The sequence below is a fragment of the Glaciimonas sp. OK215 genome, from assembly GCF_057787885.1.
In genome coordinates this window covers 2,457,594-2,475,354 of the sequence record NZ_CM173544.1, presented here as the reverse complement: position 1 = coordinate 2,475,354, position 17,761 = coordinate 2,457,594, and the positions used below count along the sequence as shown (strand labels likewise).

The 17,761-nt window shown below is 56.9% G+C and carries 16 protein-coding genes and 1 pseudogene; 8 read left to right on the top strand and 9 right to left on the bottom strand.

Annotation, left to right across the window (positions count from 1 at the left end):
- Positions 1-38: 38 nt before the first annotated feature.
- Together AC3CHX_RS11140 and AC3CHX_RS11135 are read left to right on the top strand one after the other, a co-directional pair.
- Positions 39-245 (top strand): annotated as a pseudogene (locus AC3CHX_RS11140) (MFS transporter); the annotation flags it as partial.
- A gap of 49 nt (positions 246-294) precedes the next feature.
- Positions 295-1,086 (top strand): SDR family NAD(P)-dependent oxidoreductase, encoded by a 792-nt coding sequence (locus AC3CHX_RS11135; protein ID WP_488644076.1) that lies wholly within the window; start codon positions 295-297, stop codon positions 1,084-1,086.
- A 64-nt stretch (positions 1,087-1,150) separates the two neighbouring features.
- Here AC3CHX_RS11135 and AC3CHX_RS11130 read toward each other — a convergent pair whose 3' ends face one another.
- The 5 genes from AC3CHX_RS11130 to AC3CHX_RS11110 form a co-directional block, all read right to left on the bottom strand.
- Positions 1,151-1,825 (bottom strand): TetR family transcriptional regulator, encoded by a 675-nt coding sequence (locus AC3CHX_RS11130; protein ID WP_488644075.1) that lies wholly within the window; start codon positions 1,823-1,825, stop codon positions 1,151-1,153.
- Between the two features lie 61 nt (positions 1,826-1,886).
- Positions 1,887-3,923 (bottom strand): efflux RND transporter permease subunit, encoded by a 2,037-nt coding sequence (locus AC3CHX_RS11125; RefSeq protein WP_488644074.1) that lies wholly within the window; start codon positions 3,921-3,923, stop codon positions 1,887-1,889.
- Positions 3,924-4,074: 151 nt separating this feature from the next.
- The gene (locus tag AC3CHX_RS11120) at positions 4,075-4,866 is read right to left on the bottom strand and encodes a glucose 1-dehydrogenase (RefSeq protein ID WP_488644073.1); all 792 of its coding nucleotides are present in this window, start codon (positions 4,864-4,866) and stop codon (positions 4,075-4,077) included.
- Between the two features lie 379 nt (positions 4,867-5,245).
- Positions 5,246-5,914, bottom strand: coding sequence for a TetR/AcrR family transcriptional regulator (locus AC3CHX_RS11115; RefSeq protein ID WP_488644072.1), 669 nt, complete (start codon positions 5,912-5,914; stop codon positions 5,246-5,248).
- A gap of 269 nt (positions 5,915-6,183) precedes the next feature.
- Positions 6,184-7,071, bottom strand: a complete 888-nt coding sequence (locus AC3CHX_RS11110) for a LysR family transcriptional regulator (RefSeq protein ID WP_488644071.1) — start codon at positions 7,069-7,071, stop codon at positions 6,184-6,186.
- A gap of 201 nt (positions 7,072-7,272) precedes the next feature.
- Here AC3CHX_RS11110 and AC3CHX_RS11105 point away from each other — a divergent pair, with 201 nt between their 5' ends.
- Positions 7,273-8,367: an alkene reductase gene (locus AC3CHX_RS11105; protein WP_488644070.1), complete on the top strand. Its 1,095-nt coding sequence runs from the start codon at positions 7,273-7,275 to the stop codon at positions 8,365-8,367.
- 44 nt (positions 8,368-8,411) lie between these two features.
- On the opposite strand, the gene AC3CHX_RS11100 is transcribed toward AC3CHX_RS11105, so the two are convergent.
- Entirely contained in the window at positions 8,412-9,413 is a 1,002-nt protein-coding gene (locus AC3CHX_RS11100; protein WP_488644069.1) for a zinc-dependent alcohol dehydrogenase family protein, read from the bottom strand.
- Positions 9,414-9,724: 311 nt separating this feature from the next.
- On the opposite strand from AC3CHX_RS11100, the gene AC3CHX_RS11095 reads away from it, so the two are divergent.
- Positions 9,725-10,615 (top strand): LysR family transcriptional regulator, encoded by an 891-nt coding sequence (locus tag AC3CHX_RS11095; protein ID WP_488644068.1) that lies wholly within the window; start codon positions 9,725-9,727, stop codon positions 10,613-10,615.
- 85 nt (positions 10,616-10,700) lie between these two features.
- Here AC3CHX_RS11095 and AC3CHX_RS11090 read toward each other — a convergent pair whose 3' ends face one another.
- Both AC3CHX_RS11090 and AC3CHX_RS11085 read right to left on the bottom strand, forming a co-directional pair.
- Positions 10,701-12,044 (bottom strand): NADH:flavin oxidoreductase/NADH oxidase family protein, encoded by a 1,344-nt coding sequence (locus AC3CHX_RS11090; protein ID WP_488644067.1) that lies wholly within the window; start codon positions 12,042-12,044, stop codon positions 10,701-10,703.
- Entirely contained in the window at positions 12,034-13,002 is a 969-nt protein-coding gene (locus AC3CHX_RS11085) for an NAD-dependent epimerase/dehydratase family protein (protein ID WP_488644066.1), read from the bottom strand. Before AC3CHX_RS11085 ends, AC3CHX_RS11090 begins: the two co-directional genes overlap by 11 nt.
- Positions 13,003-13,364: 362 nt before the next feature.
- Here AC3CHX_RS11085 and AC3CHX_RS11080 point away from each other — a divergent pair, with 362 nt between their 5' ends.
- Complete coding sequence (locus AC3CHX_RS11080) at positions 13,365-13,964, top strand: TetR/AcrR family transcriptional regulator (protein WP_488644065.1); 600 nt, start codon at positions 13,365-13,367, stop codon at positions 13,962-13,964.
- A gap of 175 nt (positions 13,965-14,139) precedes the next feature.
- Here AC3CHX_RS11080 and AC3CHX_RS11075 read toward each other — a convergent pair whose 3' ends face one another.
- Positions 14,140-14,577: a VOC family protein gene (locus AC3CHX_RS11075; protein ID WP_488644064.1), complete on the bottom strand. Its 438-nt coding sequence runs from the start codon at positions 14,575-14,577 to the stop codon at positions 14,140-14,142.
- An 83-nt stretch (positions 14,578-14,660) separates the two neighbouring features.
- Here AC3CHX_RS11075 and AC3CHX_RS11070 point away from each other — a divergent pair, with 83 nt between their 5' ends.
- The 3 genes from AC3CHX_RS11070 to AC3CHX_RS11060 all read left to right on the top strand — a co-directional run bounded on the left by AC3CHX_RS11070 (position 14,661) and on the right by AC3CHX_RS11060 (position 17,682).
- On the top strand, positions 14,661-15,389 hold the full coding sequence (locus tag AC3CHX_RS11070; protein WP_488644063.1) for an SDR family NAD(P)-dependent oxidoreductase: 729 nt from the start codon (positions 14,661-14,663) through the stop codon (positions 15,387-15,389).
- A gap of 11 nt (positions 15,390-15,400) precedes the next feature.
- The gene (locus AC3CHX_RS11065) at positions 15,401-16,132 is read left to right on the top strand and encodes an SDR family NAD(P)-dependent oxidoreductase (protein WP_488644796.1); all 732 of its coding nucleotides are present in this window, start codon (positions 15,401-15,403) and stop codon (positions 16,130-16,132) included.
- A 107-nt stretch (positions 16,133-16,239) separates the two neighbouring features.
- A complete protein-coding gene (locus AC3CHX_RS11060) occupies positions 16,240-17,682 on the top strand; it encodes an aldehyde dehydrogenase family protein (protein WP_488644062.1) in 1,443 nt (480 codons plus the stop codon).
- The last annotated feature ends 79 nt before the right edge of the window (positions 17,683-17,761 follow it).

Here is a 17,761-nt window from a genome sequence, read left to right as displayed (position 1 = left end):
CCATCGGTCACACCGTGGGCGGCAAGCTCGCCGACGCCGCTCGGCAACTGGCATCGACGTTGAACATCGGCGCCTTCAATCTCGGCAATGCGGCCGGAGCATGGCTAGGCGGCCTTGTGACCAAACGCGGTTATGCGCTCGATTTGTTGCCGTGGGTCGCCGCAACAGTTACCGCAGTAGCACTAGCGGTCACCTGGCTCGCCGCGCGCATGGACATTCCATCAGCCGCGCCGCATCGCGGCTAGCGACGGTAGCTGCTCCGTTCTCTCTATTTACTTTACAAAGGAAATGAAAATGTTTAATTATCATGGGTCGACTGCATTGGTCACTGGGGCTTCCAAAGGAATCGGCGAAGTCTTCGCTGAGCATCTTGCCGCGCGCGGCATGAACCTTGTGCTGGTTGCACGTTCGCTGGATGCCTTGGATAGCCTGGCACAACGCTTGTCTGCCAAATACGGAATTCAATGCACTGCACTCAATGCCGACCTCGCTGATCCAGAGTCCGCGGACTGGATTGCTGCCGAACTTGAGCGCCGCGGCATCCAGGTGGACCTGCTCGTCAATAACGCAGGCTTAGGCTTGAGCGGCAATTTTCTGTCGCACGAATTGAAGAAGGAACAAGGCAGCATCCAGGTGAATGTACAGACGCTCGTCTCCCTCAGTTATCTGCTAGGCCAAGCCATGAAAAGCCGTGGCAAGGGAGGCATCATCAATCTTGCCTCCAACGCCAGTTTTCAGCCGCTCCCCGCGATGGCTACCTACGCGGCAACCAAGGCCTTCGTGCTCCATTTCAGCGAAGCGCTGAACTACGAACTGGCCGCTGACGGTGTGCATGTGATGGCCGTGTGTCCCGGACCGACAGCCACCAATTTTTTTGCCGGAACCACAACCAAGCTGTCTTCGAAGGACATGGACAGTTCAGAGTCGGTGGTGCAAAAGTCGCTTGCAGCATTCGATCAAGGAAAAAGCGTCGCCTATCCTACCCGGCTGAGCGTGCGAGCGGGCACGTTACTACCCAGATTCCTGCCGCGCTCGCTGGTCACCAAAATCGCGGGAATGGCATCCAGGAATATGGGACTTCAATAATTGCTATCCGCGCCCTCAGCGCGACCGCTCTGCTTTTCTGCTTCACTATTAAGATGGGTTGCCGTTAGGCGCAAGTATGGGTCGAACGAACATGCAACTCCCCAGCTGCAACCCGCAAGGTGCATGTGACGAGCAGCGTTTCTATATACGCTTCAATGATTTTTTCGCCCTCCTGGACCAGGTCAAAACTATCAGGCGCGAATAACCAATTGGTCAGCAGGCCGCGGGTCATCGAATGCAGCATGATGCTGGCCAGACGCAGGTCGAGCGTGGCCGGCAGTTGCCCTGTCGTGATCGCATTCGAGAGCAACAGTTTGTTTTTGCTATCCCATTGCCGCATCCGCTCCTCCTGCCTGATCAAAATTGAATCAAATGAATCGACGAATTCGCATTTATGAATCAGGATATCCAGCACCTTGTTGTAGTGCGGGTTATTCATCGTTTCGCGAAACAGGAAGCGGCAGGTCGCTCGCAACTCGCCCAGCGGGTCGCTGGCCGCTTCCTCGCTCATCGTCGCGCACAGCGTTGGCATCGGCAGGCGTATACGCTGGCACATAGCATCGAACAGGTCGGCCTTATTTTTGAAATGCCAGTAAATCGCGCCGCGCGTCACATTGGCAACGTCCGCCACGTCGGCCAGCGAGGTGCTCGATACGCCCTTGGCATGAAATACATCCTCTGCCGCATCGATAATCCGGTCGCGGGTTTGGAGCGCTTTTCCATTGCTGCATCTTGCCATTTTGAATCAGTCCTCTTATTCGTCATTGTTTCGTCATTGTTTCGTCATTGATTCGTCATTGTCAGAATGCGGCTGAGTTCGCACCGCATTCTTTGGCGACGCAGCCGGTATGCCGATGCGCCGGCACGACGACGAGCCGCGCCAGGGCGGGCATCATGAGGAGGGCGCCAACCATGTTCCAGAGGAACATGAACACCAGCAGGAGGCCCATATCGGCCTGGAACTTGATATCCGAAAAAGTCCAGGTAGCCACGCCCAATGCCAGCGTTATTCCAGTGAGCGTCACGGCAGCGCCGGTGGTCTTCAGGGTTTCGAAATACGCTGCCTTGAAAGCCAGCCCTTCAGCCATGAAATTCTCGATGCGGTTATAGATATAGATGCCGTAATCCACCCCTATTCCAACGCCGAGCGCAATCACCGGCAGGGTCGCCACCTTGACCCCCAATCCGAGCCGGGCCATGATCGCCTCGCAAAGTACCGACGTGATGTACAGCGGGATCATGATGCACAGCGCAACCCGCCACGACGAGAACTCCCACCACACCAGCACGGCGACAATCCCGTAGACGAGAGCCAGCATCATCGGCTCCGCCTTCTTGATCACGATATTGGTCGCCGCTTCAATCCCGGCATTACCCGCAGCCAGCATGAACGTCGCATTCTGATCATTGTTCTTAGCTGCGAATTTTTCTGCTACATCAACGACCCGCGTTAATGTTTCGGCTTTGTGATCGGTCAAATAGGCCATGACAGGCACCATCGAGCAATCGCTGTTGTACAGTTCGCTCGGGATAGCCTTGAAGGCCGAATTGGAAATGAAGCGGTTGCGTGAAAGCGCATACCAGCGCAGGTCGCCGCCGTTCGAACCGGCGGTGAATTTCTTCATTTCATCGACCAGCGAGTAGGTCGACTCGACGCCGATGGTGTTTTCAAGATCCCATTTGAGCCGCTCAATGGCGCTGCTGACGACATACGATCCACATTCTCCCGGCCTGGTCTTGACCATCACAACAAACACATCGGGACTGGTCGAGTAGTGGTGCGCGATAAAGTCATTGTCCCGGTTATAGCGTGCGTTTTCCCGCAGTTCCGGTGCGCCGCGATCGAGATCGCCGATCTTAAGGTCCTGTCGCAGGTGCCACGCGCCGCCAAACACCAGCGCTGACAACAGCAGGCCGACGATCGCCACCTTCGGTTCGGCTACGTGCGAGAACAGGCGCGCTACCCGATGTTTGCTGGCAGCCTTGCTGCGCTGATGACGCAGGCACCATCTGGACACGCCGACATAGGACATCAGTACCGGCAGCAGGAACATTTTCGTGAAGATGATAACCGCCACGCCAATGCTGGCACTGATCGCAAGCTCCCGGATCACGCCGATGTCGATCACCATCATCGTCGAAAAGCCGACCGCATCGCACAGCAGCGCAATCGAACCCGGAATGAATAGCAGCCGGAATGTGCGCCGGGCCGCTTCCTCGCGGCTGTAGCCGATGGCGCAATCGGCACCCATCGTATTGATATTCTGCACCGCATGGCTCACGCCGATGGCAAACGTCAGGAACGGCACCAGGATCGAATACGGATTGAGGCCATACCCCAGCAGACTCACGATCCCGAGCTGCCAGATCACCGCCAGCGAGCAGCACAGGATCGTGACCGCCGTGCTGCGCCAGCAGCGCGAATAGGCCAGCAGCAGCAGGGTCGTCAATACGAAGGTGATCGCAAAAAAGATAGCGATGTTAGACGCCCCCTCGATCAGGTCACCGGCGATCTTGGCGAAGCCGGTGATATGGATGGCGATATGGTCATTTTGGTATTTGTCGCGAACCAGTTTTTCCAGGCGCCTGGAAAACTCCCCGTAATCAAGCTTTTTTCCGGTGAGCGGATCATGTTCGAGCAACGGCACCAGCACGATAGCCGACTTCTGATCGCCTGCCACCAGGCTGCCGATGCGACCCGAACGCTGTACATTGAGCCGCACCTGCGCCAGCTTCCCCGGCGATGCATCGAAGCCGTCGGGAATGATGCGGCCGACGGCAAACCCGTCTTCGGTCACTTCCTGCCACAGCACGTTCGGCGTCCACAGCGACTTCATGTTGCCGCGATCGGCACCGGGAATGAAGAATACTTCGTCAGTGACCTTTTTCAGCGTCTCCAGATGATTCAGCCAAATTGAGATCGAGCGAAGGCCTTCCGACGACCTGCGCGGCGCCGGTTGGCTTTGCTGAATAACTTAGTTGGGCCGATTAATGTGGCGTTTGTGGTTTGCGGACCGGTCCTGCCATGACACCGCCATCGACGACCAGTTCGGTGCCATTGACATAGGAGGACTCATCGGATGCGAGATACACGGCGGCGGCAGCCACGTCCACAGGCGCCCCAAGTCGGCCCGAGGGAATCAGGCCGCTGAAGAGATCCTCGGTGCCCATTCCCGCGCCGAAACCGTAATGGGCCTGCGTCATGGGCGTGTTGATCACGCCCGGATGGATAGAGTTGCAGCGAATTGGCAGCCCCAGCGTCGCAGCTTCGATCGTTGCGCACTTGGTCATCAGCCTGACCGCACCCTTCGATGCGCAATAGGCGATCTGATTGGCGGCGCCGATCAGGCCGCCGATGGAAGACATATTGATGATTGAACCGCCGCGTTCGCCCATGGCCGCGAAGGCGTACTTGATACCGAGGAAGACCCCATCGGTATTCACCGCCGACACCCGGCGAAACGCTTCGACGCTCATCTCGGCGATAGACTGGACAACCAGGATGCCTGCGTTATTCACCAGCACGTCGAGCGAACCAAACTCGCGTTGCGTCTCGGCCATGACAGTCGCCCAATGGGCGTCATCTGAAACGTCGTGGCGCAAGGCGATGACGCTCCGTCCCTCGGCACGCAGGCTTCCAGCCAGCAAATCGGCAGCATCGAGATCAATGTCTGTGAGCACGACGCGTGCTCCCGCCGATGCCATCGCCGCAGCAATTGCCGCTCCGATGCCCTTTGCCGCACCCGTCACCAATACCACTTTCCCGTTTAATCTACTCATGCCTGCCTCCTAAGCTAGCACTCGATTCCTCTGATGGGACGTTGAGTGCAAGAGTTTAAATTCTAAGTGTTTTTCAGATACCTATAGGTATCATAACTCATTAATCTCAATTTGGGCGACGAAAAAGCGCAGATTTAGCGGAAAGCAGCAATCCTGTTTGTTGCAGCCAAGCTGCTAGGGGAAAGGCGAACACAAAGCCGGACTTCTTGCCGTGGACGGTGTGATTGAGGCTATGTGCTGTTCGATAAGATGGGGGGGGGGAAGCGGAATTTGATCGCTGCACGAGATCCGTCTGGTCTGTACTTGGCGTGCTTAGAAGTATTTAGCTACATCGGGACGAGCTATCTCATCTCCCAGCACGCCAAAATCGATCTGATAGTTACAAGGTGCCGGAGGCAAGGAGAATCAACATACTAGCCGCAGCAGCGCTTGCGTGATCTGCAATCTCCGAGTCGTCTGGTTGACGCAAACCATGCAGGGCGTCGTCGAAGAGTACGGCCCGTAGAAGTGCCGAGAAGATGAACGCTGCATTGCGGCTGTTCTTGACCGTCCATTTTTCCAAAGGCGCCCAATGGTCCAGATACCTGGCAAAGAGGGTATTACGCTGTTCGATCACCTCGTCGTGGTAGCGCCGAGCGATTTCGGGGAAACGGTGCGCATCCCGGGTGACGACTTGATATAGCGCCAGCTGTTCCTTTGAAAGCGCATGTCGCAGATATTCGACGCCGATCAGCGCAAGTGCGGTCCGCGGGGGCGCAGAGAACCAGGGCCGCTCGGGCTGCGTTACCTTCTCTTGGGGCGCAAGTTCCAGTCCTTCCGAACCGTTCGGACCGCATGCTACCTGCATCACCGCACTGAACAGATCATCCTTATTCTCGAAATGACGATAAACCGTCTTGATCGACACACCGGCCGCTGCGGCAATGCGGTCCATCGACGTTTGGGCATAACCGCCTTCGAGGAATGCATTCTTGGCAGCATCCACGATTGCGGTCCGCTTCCGCATCATCAGGGAAGCCTTGGGATTGTCAGCAGACCAACTTTTCATCGTATTACCCGAATCTTTGCGCAAGCAACAGGCTGCACGCTTCTCGGCAGATAATACGACAACGACTACTGTAATGTAAAGTGATAACGATAGTTGTCGTACCAGGACCCTGGGTCATTTCAACGCTACAACATAAACTGCATTTGCCATCGGCATCCGCGCTAACGCAGCGACGCAAAATCGACAATCATCCTTATCCCATCAAATTGATTAGAACGTAACGCCCCAATGGTCGCGGCGTACCAGTAGCAGCACCCTCCTCCTCAGCCTCAGGCCAAACTCAGCCTGATGGAAACCGCATCGAGAAAAGCTTGCGTCTTGGTGGCGATATGGCGTCTTGAAAGCAGTAGTGCATAAATAGGCGCGGCCGCACTTTTCCAATCTCGCAGGATATGTACCAGGCGCCCGGTGGCGAGGTCCGTCGCCACGTCGACCTCGGACTTCAGCATCACACCATGGCCGGCAATCGCCCAGTCTTGCACAGCATCGCCGCTATTGGCCAGCAGCCTGGATTGCGGCTCGAACTGCACGACTTCGGCCCTGCCATTCTCGAGCCGCCAAGGGATAGCACGATCGTCATAGCGCAGGCAGAGGTGGCGCGCAAGATCGTTGATGGATTGCGGCTCGCCATGCCGATCAAGATAGGAGCGCGCCGCGACCAGGATCCTGTGATTATCCGCAAGCTTGCGCATGATCGCGCTACTGTCGTGCGGCTGGCCGATGCGGACTGCCACATCGATCCGCTCATACGTCATATCTACGAGGCGATCGTCCAGCCTCAGTTCGACATCAAGCTTCGGATAGCGGTCAACCAATTCCGCCACCAGCGGCACCAGATGAATCCGTCCGAACGATATGGGGGAACTGACCCGTAGCAGACCGTAGGGCTCTTCGCCGCCGATGGCCATGCGTGATTCCGCGGCAGCCAGTTCCTCGAGCACGCGATCGACATGGGCCAGCAGCGCAAGCCCCTCATCGGTGGCCGACAGCGTGCGGGTCGTGCGATTGATCAGCCGCTGTCCGACACGCCTTTCCAGAGTCATCAGGCGCTTGCTGACCACCGCAAGGCCGACGCCCAGATCGCGCGCTGCCGCCGACAGGCTGCCGCAGACGAGTATGCGTTGGAAGGTATGCAGCTCGTTGAGATCGTCCAGCATATTATCAACCTATATTAGATAATCCATCTACAAAATGCCATATTCTCATGTTACAGGCGAGTATGCAACACTATTGGTTCCGAATCAGCCCCTCCCTTCTTGCTGGTTCCCACCGAGCCAATGGAGCCTACGATGACATCGACGAATTTACTTAATTGCTCACTTCTCCCCAAACCAACGCACTCCCGTCTGGAATCTGCCATGACCAGACCCTCGCCGCTGTTCACGCCGACCCTGGTCGCCGGACACAAGGTTCCTCACCGCGTCGTGATGGCGCCGATGACGCGCGCGCGCAGCACCCAGCCCGGCGACGTGCCGAATGCGACGAACGCCCGCTATTACGCGCAGCGCGCATCGGCCGCGCTGATCGTCACCGAAGCGTCGCAGATCTCGCCGCAGGGCAAAGGATATTCCTTCACGCCCGGCATCTATAGTGACGATCAGATCGCTGGCTGGCGCCTGGTCACGGACGCCGTGCACGCCGAAGGCGGCCGCATCTTTCTGCAACTCTGGCACGTTGGGCGGATGTCGCACCCGGACTTCCACAACGGCGAGTTGCCGGTCGCGCCTTCAGCCGTGCCGTTCGAAGGGCAGATCTGGAAAGTGAATCCCGCCACCGGCCAGGGTGAAATGGTGGATTGCCCGACGCCGCGCGCGCTGAGCAAGACGGAAATCCAAAGTATCGTCAACGATTTCCGCGTCGGCGCGCGGCATGCCATCGCGGCAGGATTCGATGGTGTCGAAATACACGGCGCCAATGGCTATCTCGTGGATCAGTTTCTGCGCAGCACCGCTAATACGCGTACCGATGAATACGGCGGCTCGCGCAAAAACCGGCTGCGCTTCCTGAAGGAAGTCGTCGCCGCCGTCGCACAAGAGGTCGGAGCCGAGCGCACCGCTATCCGGCTTGCGCCCTTCCTGACGGCGCGCGGCATGGCCTGTCCCGACATCCTGCCCACGATCCTTGAAGCCACCGCGTTCCTGCAGACGGTGGGCATCGCCTATCTGCATCTGGTGGAGGCAGACTGGGACGACGCACCGCAGTTTACCGAGTCTTTCAGGGCCGACATCCGTGCCCGCTTCCAGCGGCCAATCATCGTGGCCGGCAAGTACGATCTTGATCGGGCGAACTGGGTACTTGGCAACGGCTATGCCGACCTGGTCGCCTTTGGCCGGCCTTTCGTAGCTAACCCGGACCTGCCGCAGCGCATGGCTGAAGATCTGCCGCTCGCTGCGTTCGCCCCTGACACGCTGTTTGGCGGCGACGAGCGCGGCTACACTGATTATCCCGAGTGACCGGTGGAGCACATTTGAAAAGTAGGCTGGGATGCAATCCCAGCCTACGCAATATCAACTACGATCTTGCCTTTCGCTGTCCCGTTTGCGACCACTTCATACGCGTCACGCACGGTTTGGAGCGTAAAGCGGCGCGGATCCATCAAGATATTCAATTTTCCCGACTCGACCAGCTTCGTTGCTTCACGCAGGATGTCGCCATGATGTGCGCGTTCTTTGCCGGTCAGCATCGGCAGCAGCGTAAAGACGCCCGAATACGTTGCTGCGCGAAACGATAACGGTGCCAATTTGTGCGCCCCCCATCCGAGGCAGCTGACCACATGCCCGTGGTAACGGCGTGCCGCACTGAACGAGGCATCGAGTGTCTCGCCACCTACCGTGTCATACACGATATCGAAACCTTCCCCGCCGGTGTGGTCCGCGACGTACTGCTCGACTGTAGCGCTGCGGTAGTCGATGGCGGTGGCGCCATAGCCTTCGATGATTTCCTTTTGTCCAGCACTTCCGGTTGCAAAGATTTCGGCGCCAAACGCACGGGCAATCTGTACCGCGATATGGCCTACGCCACCGGCCCCGCCATGCACCAGAACTCTCTGGCCGGCGCGGACATGCGCGCGATCGACCAGACCTTCCCAGGCGGTGATGAACACCAGAGGCAGCGCCGCTGCTTCACGCATCGTGATGTTGGCGGGCTTGATCGCGAGCAGGTCAGCGTCCACGGCGGCAAACTCGGCGAGAGAACCTTGCAGGTCACCTATACCGCCGGTCATTCCGTACACTTCATCGCCCGGTTTGAAATTGCTGACGCCCGGCCCGACAGCATCGATGACGCCGGCCAGATCCATGCCCAATACGCCCGGCAACTGTCTTTGGGCGTGTGCGGCTTTGCCTTGACGGACTTTGGTATCAAGCGGATTGACCCCACTGGCAACGATCCGCACCAGGACCTGCCCGGCACCTGCCACTGGACGTGCGATTTCGGTCAAGACCATAGGGGTATCGAACTGATTGAGGACAAGTGCTTGCATTGAAGTGTCGGTAGACATGATGTAGTTCCCTTATTTAATGATGTAAGACGGCGCAATACCGCCGGTTTCGTGGGCCTTACCCTCGGGTGTTTCTGTTGTGGGGACTGCTCATCGATGGAATGAAGTTTAGGCGCTTCGCTCCGACAGAAAAACAGGGCAATGCGGGATGCAGTATTTAGAAACCGTGAACAATCGACTTGCGTGAATTGACAGAATTGACCTGTTTTCTCTGTGCTAATATGCGTCGGATATTGAGGTAAGAAGATGCAGTACAAGACATGTGGCGCGATGTCGGGCGCACGTTGTTTATTATTAAATTGGAAGTAATCATGGATCGACTGGATGCATTGAAAGTCTTCTGCAGCGTCGTCCAATCAGGCGGTTTCAGTAAAGCCGCTGACAAGCTGGGCATTTCTACTTCGTCCGTCACCAATCAGATATCCTCGCTTGAAACCCGCTTCCATATCAAACTGTTGAATCGCACGACGCGCAGCATGTCGTTGACCGAGGAAGGGCGACAATGTTATGAGCAGGCATTGCAACTGCTCAGCGACATGAGCGATCTTGAAAGCAATCTGATGCATTCAAAGCAGACGCCCAGCGGAAGTCTGCGCGTCGATATGCCGAGTGTGATCAGTCGCTTGTATGTGTCGCCCGCCCTGCCCCGCTTCGTCGCCGCCTACCCGGATATCTCGCTCAAGATGACGGTGGGAGACCGCATGGTTGACATGGTGGACGAAGGCATCGATGTGTTGATCCGTATCGGACAACTGCAAAGTTCCAATCTGATCGCAAAGAGCGTCTGCAAGACCCGCTACATCTGCTGTGCTTCTCCTGCATTTCTCCAGCAGCACGGCCGGCCATCGACGCCTGAGACATTGACGGAGTATGCCTGTCTCAGCTTTTTAAATCCCAAGTCGCGCCAGGTGCGGCCATGGACATTCGAAAAGCAGGATGAAAAACATGTACACATTCCGCAAGCGGCAGTGGCAATGGATCACGTCGAGTCGCTGATTGAAGCCGCCAAGGCTGGGTGCGGCATCGTGCAGCATATGTCCGTCTCGCTCATGCCTTCTATCCGCGCAGGACTATTGGTACCGATCTTGGAAGATTGGTCACCGGCGGGACCGGATGTTTCCGTTCTATTTCAGCAAAAGCACCATCGTCCCGCCAAGATCAAGGCATTCGTCGAATTTGTTGAGGACCTTTTTCGGCTCTGATGTTCTGCCAGTGCTTTCAGCGCCCCGGCGGACAAACTGCCGGGGCACGCAAAAGTTGCAACAGGTGAGTCAATGCATTACGGCTTCATGCTTTCTCGGATTGGAGCGCTTGCGCGACCCTTTTTTCGCGGCTGCCCCCTCGTATAAACGCACGGAAGAAATTCATCCGGGGATCCGGCCCCTGCCCGCCGGCAATTCGGATGAGCTGCTCGTTGTACCAGTTGATCGTACCGAACCCGTTGATCGCCTTGATGAGCGTAATAGGAGAAGCTGGACCCAATAGACCCGGCCCCAGGCGAAGCCGATGCTCCCAAGGCTCAAATTGATCAAGCTCACCGCGTAACAAGGCACCTGGCGCATCTGGATAAAGGCACAGGGGCCGACTCACGCCGATCAGATCGATTCCGTCGTTGGCAATGGCGTCAGCCATCCCCTCGACACTGCGGAAGCCGCCGGTGACCATCAGCTTGGCGCGCTTAACGTTACGGCGCATTTCCGGCGCAAAGCGCGCGAAGAACGCTTCGCGATCGCGCGTCGATTTGGCGATCGTAGGGTCGAACGCCGGCTCCATCCCTTCGATGTTGGCCATCTTCGGCTGTTCATAGGTGCCGCCGGAAATCTCGATCAGGTCCACGCCAGCCTCGTCCATCCAGCCTGCGACGATCTGGCTGTCTTCGAAGCTGAAGCCGCCGCGCTGGAAGTCGGCGGAGTTGAGCTTGACGGCGATCGGGAAGTCCGGCCCGACAGCTGAGCGAACGGCAGCGATGACCTCAAGCAGAAACCTTGACCGGTTCTTGAGCGAGCCGCCCCATTGGTCGGTGCGGAGGTTGGAAAGCGGACTGAGAAACTGTGATAGCAAATAACCGTGCGCACCGTGAAGTTGAACGCCATCGAACCCAGTCTCGCGGGCGACGGCAGCAGCATGAGCGAAACGCTGAATCAAATCCAGGATTTCCGCCTCGGTCAACGCCACAGGCGTGCCGAACTTGTTACCCGGCAACGAGACCTGCACAGCCGACGGCGCCTTCGGCGCAGGGTTAATCGACTTCTGAGTCTGGCGTCCCGCATGCGACAACTGCATCCAGATTTGCGCGCCTTGCTCCTTCGCAGCGGACGACCAAGCCCTCAGCCTGCTCAACTGATGGGCATCCTGCGCTCCTTGAATGACGACGTTTCCGCCGTGTTCGAGATGCCGATGGTCTATCTGAACATTACCGGTCAGCAGCATGCCCAGACCGCCTCCCGCGAAGGATCGATAGAGGGTCTGGTGTGCGTCAGTGGCGCGATTCTGCGCGTCGGCCACCAACTCGGACATGGCACCCTTGACGAGGCGGTTCGAAAGCGTCACCCCACATGGCAGCGTTAAAGGACTGTTTAAGATTGCGGCTCGGTTGGTATTAGCAGGCATGGCTTTAGTATCAGGACGCATAAGAACCAAACTCCACATCGTGGAGAATCTCCGTTTTATTTGGGGACCAGCCCAGGGTGCTGCGGGTTTTGTCGGATGACAAGCGCTTGCTGAGGGACAGGCTGATGGCGCCGGCGCCTCCAACTTCGTACATTTGCTCTAAAGTGAGGCTTTCTGTGCGGTCTCCTGCACCAATCATGCGACTGACGGCGGCCGCTAAATCGCGTTGGCTAATCTCGCCTGCGACGCCATGCAAAACCGCACCCGCGGACGCACGCTCGACCGTGAGCCGATAGAGTTCGGCCAGGTCGGCCAGATGGACGAAGCCATGGATCGTGGCGCCAGATCCCAGATGGGGCGCCACGCCACGCGTCCGGGCCATGCTGATCAGCCTCGGAATATCGTAGCTCCCTCCTTCGCCGTAGATGAGACCAGGTCGAATGACGATCCCGCGAATACCCGAGGCGCCCAGCACATCTTTCTCCGTCTCCACGCGCGCGGCCATGGCTGCGCCAAAGCCGGCGACCAGCATGGGATGGACATTGGCTGACGCCGGCGCGAACACCGTATCAGCCAATGGCAGAACACAGTCTTCATCGAAGACCGTATCAATCGCCTCGCCACCTGCAAAGATGCCGGCGACGGCCGAACCGCTGGTGAAGATCAGCGTCTTGCCCGAGCCTTGCAAGGCGGCCAGCATGGCGCGAATGGCGTCGCGGTCTGCGGCAAAGGTGCTGGCGTCACCCTCAAGTGAACCGATGCTGGCGGTGCTTACGACTACGTCGACATTGGACACGGCGCTACCGAGACTTGCATGATCGGTGAAATCGCCTGTCACTGGCCTGATTCCAATTTGGCGAAGCTTCGCTGCGGACGCCTCCGATCTTGCCAGACCCAGCACCTCATGACCGCCCGACAGAAGCGCCTTTGCAGCTGCCCCTCCGATATAGCCTGTCGCACCAGTTACTAATATTTTCATAATTACCCCAAGAGAATTTTAAAATGACAATTTGCATTGTCGAATTAACGACACCATACGTTGTCGTTTGTTGGACAATTATAGTTGTCGTATGGTGTTTGTCAAGGGATGTTTTTGATGATATTTCGACGCCGATGAAGCGCTTGTGTGCCAATCCTCGCTGAACGTCTTTCACCTGTTGCCCTGGTTTAACGTGCAGATCGAGCGTCTGGCGAATGACGATGGTCCAAGGAAGAACACGAGGATGCGCGGGCTTTGCAAGGCAATGGGCACAATTTTATGATATATAATGCACACGAATTTCCGTGATTTGCAGGCTCGCCTCTAATGACAAGCAAGCACAAAATAAACATGAGGTATTAATGCGGCCTACCCGCCTTTCACGAACCCAGCAGCAAGCTCTCACCCGGGAGCAGCTGCTTAAAGCCGCCGAAAATGTGTTTTCCCGATTCGGATATGGCGGAACTTCCGTTGATGTTATCGCGGCGGAAGCTGGTTACTCCAAGGGGGCCATTTATTCCAACTTTCCAAACAAGGAGAGCGTGTTCCTTGAGCTTTTAAGCCTGTACATGGAACGCGACATGGCCGAATTGGAGAGAATCGTCCAATTGGAGCCAAAGGAGTTATTCAAGGCAGTTAATGAATGGCTCATGACCACTCACTCCGACAGCGATTGTCCACTTCTGGCAGTGGAACTTCAGCTTCATGCACGAAGGAGCCCCGAATTTGCCGAGGCGTTCTATGCGCTCCAGGATCGGCAAACGCAAACCCTGGCCCGCATCCTCCGCATCTACTTCGAAGCGTCTTCTACAGAAGCGCCGATCGACCTGTTAGACCTGGCCCGTACCCTGATAGCCCTGGCGCATGGCTTGAGCCTTCAACGTCCGGAGGTAAAATCCGGCGCTCCGAGTGACGCCGGGCGCATCATCAATGATCTTCTGGATCGCCTGACCAACCGCTAACTACAGCAGTCCTAGCAGTCTGTCGGACTTGGGGAATCGAAGCGAAAAAGTGGCTGAGCGCGGACAGATTTTGCTGATTTTTTGTGTCAATAGCGGGACTATTGACCAAAAAATCAGTGAAATATGGACCGCTCAGGCGCTTTTGCAGCCGATTCTTCCTAAGTCCGACAGGCTGCTAGGTGCTTGCCTCAGCCGCAGGATAGTTCAGCTCTATCGTTACGCCCGATGGGTCTATAAGGAAGACCTGATGCAGACCTAAGGATGGGACCGAGCGCTGAACATAGGGAACCCCCCATTTCTTACAGCGATCGCGCATCGAAGGCCAATCCGTAGCCAAAAAGGCGATGTGGTCCAAAGCCCCGGTTCCCTGGATATCCTCTACACCCCGATCCCCCAGATAAGCACGCAATCCTTCCGGATCATCTGGATCGATGCCGATAATATGGACGACCCCGAATTCCGATTCGTCGTCGCCCATATAGAGCCAGATACCGGGAAAAGGAAACATCGGCCGAAAGCCGACCCGGAACTTCATTATTTCAGTGTAGAAACGCCGTGCCGCCGCCATATCTGTCGTGCGGATGGAATAGTGTGCAAGTTTCGCAATGCCCATGTGATCCCTTCTTTTAAATTCCGATTGATTTTCAAATACCAAATGGTATTATAGTGCCTTCAATATCAATTCAGGAGACGAAAATGGGCAGACTTAACGGAAAAGTAGCGATCATTACCGGTGCAGCCAGCGGCCAGGGCGAAGCCGAAGCCAGGCTGTTTGTCGCCGAAGGTGCGATGGTCGTAGTCACGGATATTCAAGAAAAGGGAGCCCAGGTAGCGGCAGAGCTGGGCGATGCCGCTTTCTTCATGCAACACGACGTATCGAATGAAGCATCCTGGGCGAAACTTGTCGCCGAGACCATCAAGCGGTTCGGCAAGCTAGACGTGCTGGTCAACAACGCCGGCATGTTCAATCCAAAGCCGCTGATCGAGACCTCAGCGGCCGATATGGAAGCGCATTTCCGTGTGAATCAGTTGAGCGTGTTCCTGGGTATGCAGGCAGTGATCGAGCCATTGAAAGCCACCAAGGGTTCTATCGTCAACATCTCCTCCATCTCAGGCATGCGCAACTTGCCCGGGCAGTTTGCTTATTCAGCGTCGAAGTGGGCCGTGCGTGGGATGAGCGGATGTGCAGGCCAGGAGTTGGGCCGGTTGGGAATCCGGGTGAATACAGTCTTTCCAGGTCTGATCGACACGCCGATGCTCGCAGGCAATTCGGCAGAAACGAATGCATACTACGCCTCTGTCATACCGTTGGGGCGCATGGCCGATGCGAAGGAAGTGGCGGAAGTCGTGGCCTTCCTTGCCTCCGACGCGGCAAGTTATGTCAACGGCGCGGAGATCGCGGTTGATGGCGGAGGACGACTGTGACAACGACCTCCATAAAAAAACTTGAGGGCAAGGTCGCGGTCATCACCGGGGGCAGCTCAGGTATCGGCCTTGAGGCCGCCAAACTCTTTGTGCGGGAAGGCGCCTTCGTCTATATTACCGGTCGGCGCCAGGCCGAGCTGGACCAGGCGGTGGCTGAAATCGGCCCCACCGTCCAAGGTGTTCAAGGCGACATCGCCTGCGCAGCCGATCGCGACCGGTTGTACGAAACGGTAAGGGCGGACAAGCGTCGGATCGACGTGCTGTTCGCCAATGCCGGAGTCGGCGACTTTGGGCCCATCGGTTCGATCACAGAGGCTCAGTTCGATCATATCGTCGGCGTCAATCTCAAGGGAACGCTGTTCACCCTTCAAGATGCGCTCCCGCTCTTCAACGACGGCGGCTCAATCATTCTCACTGGCTCCATCGCGGGGGTGAAGGGTTTCCCTGAGTTGGTCGTCTACAGCGCAACCAAGGCGGCACTCAGATCGATCGCGCGTACTTGCGCTGCCGGCCTCAAGGAACGTAAGATCCGCGTCAATCTGCTGACCCCAGGCACGACGGACACGCCGATCATCGCCCCTATGCCTGAAGAGGTCAGGAATGGCTTCGCCAACCTGGCACCGGCCGGCAGGTTGGCACATCCCGTCGAGATTGCGAACGCCGCACTCTTTTTGGCCTCGGACGAGGCAAGCTTTGTGAATGGCACCGAATTGTTCGTCGATGGAGGGGCGGCGCAGGTTTAATCCGATCCTGGCGGTATGCCCACTTTTATAGGTTGCAATCCGCCAGGCATCAGCCATGATTCAGTCGGAGAGTTAACGAGCATAAGCGCTGTCATCAAAGGTAAGCCATGAACACTATTTCAATCCAAACCGACACCGGGTTCGATCTCACCCGGAAAAATATCCAGCGGGTGTTTGAAGCTCAGGGCGCGACGGCTCTGCGTCTGCGGCAATCCACCCAGGCCGAGCGCGTGGCGAAGATCAAGAAATTAAAGAGTGCATTGCTAGCAAATAGCGAGGCCGTGATTGCTGCCGGCTTTGCGGACTTTGGCAAGCCCGCTGCCGAAGTCGAACTGACCGAAATTCTGCCGGTGATCGCTGAAGCCAACGATGCCATCCGCAAGTTGGGTGGCTGGATGAAGCCCAAAAAAGTCTGGCCCTCACGTATGATGATCGGCACTTTGGGTTATAAGCAGTACGAGCCAAAAGGTCGTGTTTTGATTGTGGCACCGTGGAACTATTCGGTAAACCTGAGCCTGGGGCCACTGGTTTCAGCACTGGCAGCCGGCAATACGGTGATCATCAAGCCTTCCGAAATGACGCCGCATACTTCTGCCGTCATCGCAAAGATCATCCGCGAAACCTTTGCCGAGGATGAGGTAGCGCTGTTCGAGGGTGAAACGTCAGTCGCGCAGGCACTGCTCGACCTACCTTTTGATCACATTTTTTTTACCGGCTCACCTGCCGTCGGCAAAATCGTGATGACCTCAGCGGCCAGGCACCTCACCAGTGTCACGCTGGAACTCGGTGGCAAGTCACCTACCATTGTTGACGAGACGGCTGATCTGGAAGCTGCGGCGAAGAACATCCTGTGGGCGAAGTTCACCAACAATGGCCAAACCTGTATTGCTCCCGATCATATCTATGTTCACGTCAACGTCAAGGAGGCTTTTCTCCAACGCTGCGTCGAAACCCTTGAAGCCGCCTATGGCAAGAGCGCACAGCAAGTCGACAGCCCGTGCCTCGCGCGTATCGTCAATGAACGCCATACTGCACGCATCCAGGCCCTGCTGGATGACGCCACCGCCCGCGGTGCCCGAGTGGTGGCCGGCGGCCAAATCGATGCAAAACTACGCTATATCGCGCCAACACTGCTTGATGGCATTCCGGACGATGCCAAGATCATGAGCGAAGAAATCTTCGGCCCCTTGCTGCCCATCATCGGCTATGAACAGCTGGACTCGGTGATTGCCCGCATCAATGCCGAGCCCAAGCCGCTGGCGCTGTATATCTGGAGTCGCAAGCAGACGAATATTAACCAGCTTATGCAGCAGACGACGTCGGGAGGCGCCTGCATCAATCACTGTGTTGTGCAGTTCCTGCACGGCAATTTACCCTTCGGTGGCGTCAACAACTCCGGCATTGGCAGTGGCCACGGCCATCATGGCTTCCTGGCCTTCTCGCATGAGAGAGCCGTGGTGCGTAACCGCGTCATGCTGGCCAAAATGTTCTTCCCGCCCTACACGGGACTGACGCGCAAACTGATCGCCTTGTTTATCAAGACGGTCTGATTGGCTGCATTGAAGTCCCGGTAATTGCTCTCACTCTCGTGGGACGCTCGATATTCGACTCAGCCTGGCGGAAACCGCA

Coding starts and splice junctions, on each gene's coding strand:
- AC3CHX_RS11135 (WP_488644076.1), top strand. CDS start 295: ATGTTTAATTATCATGGGTCGACTGCATTGGTCACTGGGGCTTCCAAA.
- AC3CHX_RS11130 (WP_488644075.1), bottom strand. CDS start 1,825: ATGGCAAGATGCAGCAATGGAAAAGCGCTCCAAACCCGCGACCGGATT.
- AC3CHX_RS11125 (WP_488644074.1), bottom strand. CDS start 3,923: ATGAAGTCGCTGTGGACGCCGAACGTGCTGTGGCAGGAAGTGACCGAA.
- AC3CHX_RS11120 (WP_488644073.1), bottom strand. CDS start 4,866: ATGAGTAGATTAAACGGGAAAGTGGTATTGGTGACGGGTGCGGCAAAG.
- AC3CHX_RS11115 (WP_488644072.1), bottom strand. CDS start 5,914: ATGAAAAGTTGGTCTGCTGACAATCCCAAGGCTTCCCTGATGATGCGG.
- AC3CHX_RS11110 (WP_488644071.1), bottom strand. CDS start 7,071: ATGCTGGACGATCTCAACGAGCTGCATACCTTCCAACGCATACTCGTC.
- AC3CHX_RS11105 (WP_488644070.1), top strand. CDS start 7,273: ATGACCAGACCCTCGCCGCTGTTCACGCCGACCCTGGTCGCCGGACAC.
- AC3CHX_RS11100 (WP_488644069.1), bottom strand. CDS start 9,413: ATGTCTACCGACACTTCAATGCAAGCACTTGTCCTCAATCAGTTCGAT.
- AC3CHX_RS11095 (WP_488644068.1), top strand. CDS start 9,725: ATGGATCGACTGGATGCATTGAAAGTCTTCTGCAGCGTCGTCCAATCA.
- AC3CHX_RS11090 (WP_488644067.1), bottom strand. CDS start 12,044: ATGCGTCCTGATACTAAAGCCATGCCTGCTAATACCAACCGAGCCGCA.
- AC3CHX_RS11085 (WP_488644066.1), bottom strand. CDS start 13,002: ATGAAAATATTAGTAACTGGTGCGACAGGCTATATCGGAGGGGCAGCT.
- AC3CHX_RS11080 (WP_488644065.1), top strand. CDS start 13,365: ATGCGGCCTACCCGCCTTTCACGAACCCAGCAGCAAGCTCTCACCCGG.
- AC3CHX_RS11075 (WP_488644064.1), bottom strand. CDS start 14,577: ATGGGCATTGCGAAACTTGCACACTATTCCATCCGCACGACAGATATG.
- AC3CHX_RS11070 (WP_488644063.1), top strand. CDS start 14,661: ATGGGCAGACTTAACGGAAAAGTAGCGATCATTACCGGTGCAGCCAGC.
- AC3CHX_RS11060 (WP_488644062.1), top strand. CDS start 16,240: ATGAACACTATTTCAATCCAAACCGACACCGGGTTCGATCTCACCCGG.